Annotated in this window: 1 protein-coding gene; it reads right to left on the bottom strand. The window is 63.8% G+C overall.

The window, feature by feature from the left end; translation table 11 throughout:
- Positions 1-295 precede the first annotated feature (295 nt).
- Positions 296-1,203, bottom strand: a 908-nt coding sequence (locus tag FAZ79_RS11270; RefSeq protein WP_136868053.1) for an IS110 family transposase, incomplete at its 5' end; no start/stop codon positions are given.

Genomic DNA, 1,203 nt, shown 5'->3' with positions numbered 1-1,203 from the left:
ATCTATGGCCTGCTCCCCGATCGCAAGCCCCGTTGGGGTGGTGGATAATCAGGTTGCGTCAATCTATTCGGCCTCGTCGTGGGGCACGTCAGTGCTCCGGGCCTCGATGGAGAAATCCGCGCCTGTCGTTCCTGATTAAAAAACCGGCTTCACCGAGCCATTGTGTCTGCCAGGTTCGCGACAGGCCGGTGCCTGTTTCCGCCATCCGTTAGGACGCTTGCAATCGTTGGCTGGTTGTCTGGTGACCGATCCGGTTCGGATCGGTCATTTCATTTGGACTTCTTGCGATCGGGGATCAGGCCGCCGCGGCGCTCGCCCGGAACGTCTCGCCTCGGGTCAGTACCGCCCAGGCCACCCGGGCGAGCTTGTTGGCCAGGGCCACGGCCGCCTTGTTCCGATGCACTCGGCCGTTGACTTGCTGAATCCAGCGGCGTAACGCATCGTCGCCCCGGTGCGCCTGCTGCAGCACGGCCCGGGCGCCGTGGATCAGCAAGGTGCGCAGGTAGCGGTTACCTCGCTTGCTGATTCCCAACAACCTCGGCTTGCCGCCGGTCGTGAACTGCTGGGGAACCAGTCCCAGCCACGCCGACAATCCTCGTCCCTGGGTGAACTGGGTGCCGTCCCCGACGGCGGCCACCATCGCCGTGGCAATCATCGGTCCGATCCCCGGGATGCTCGTCAGACGGGCTGCTCGGGCGTCCCGAATCGGGATTCGTTCGATGCGCTGGGTGATGTCGGCAATCCGGTCGTCCAGTTCCTGCAGTTGTTGCCAGTGGTCCGCGACCAACTGACGTACGCCGTCAGATAGGTCGTTCTCGGCATCCTCGAGGATGCCGGGCAACGCCCGGCGCAGATTCAGGATCCGCTTGGGAACCGTGATGCTGAATTCGAGCAACATCGCTCGGACCCGGTTGGCCGTTTCCGTGCGCTGCTTGATCCATCCTTGCCGAGTTCGGTGCAGGAACTGGATTTCCTGTTGGGTGGCATCCTTGATCGACACCGTCGGCATGGTTGGTCGGGTGGCCGCCTCGGCGATCGCCTCGGCATCGCTGTTGTCGTTCTTCTGGCCCTTGGTGTAGGGCCGGACGAACTGGGCAGGGAGCAACACGGCATCGTGTCCCATGGCATCGGCCTTGCGGGCGATGTCATGCGAGCCGGCGCAGGACTCCATGGCGACCCGACACGGCGCCAGGTTGGAGAGGA

Origin of the sequence: Guyparkeria sp. SB14A, from assembly GCF_005096345.1 — a bacterium.
Classification (GTDB): Bacteria; Pseudomonadota; Gammaproteobacteria; order Halothiobacillales; family Halothiobacillaceae; genus Guyparkeria; species Guyparkeria hydrothermalis.
This window is presented reverse-complemented; position numbering and strand designations above follow the sequence as displayed.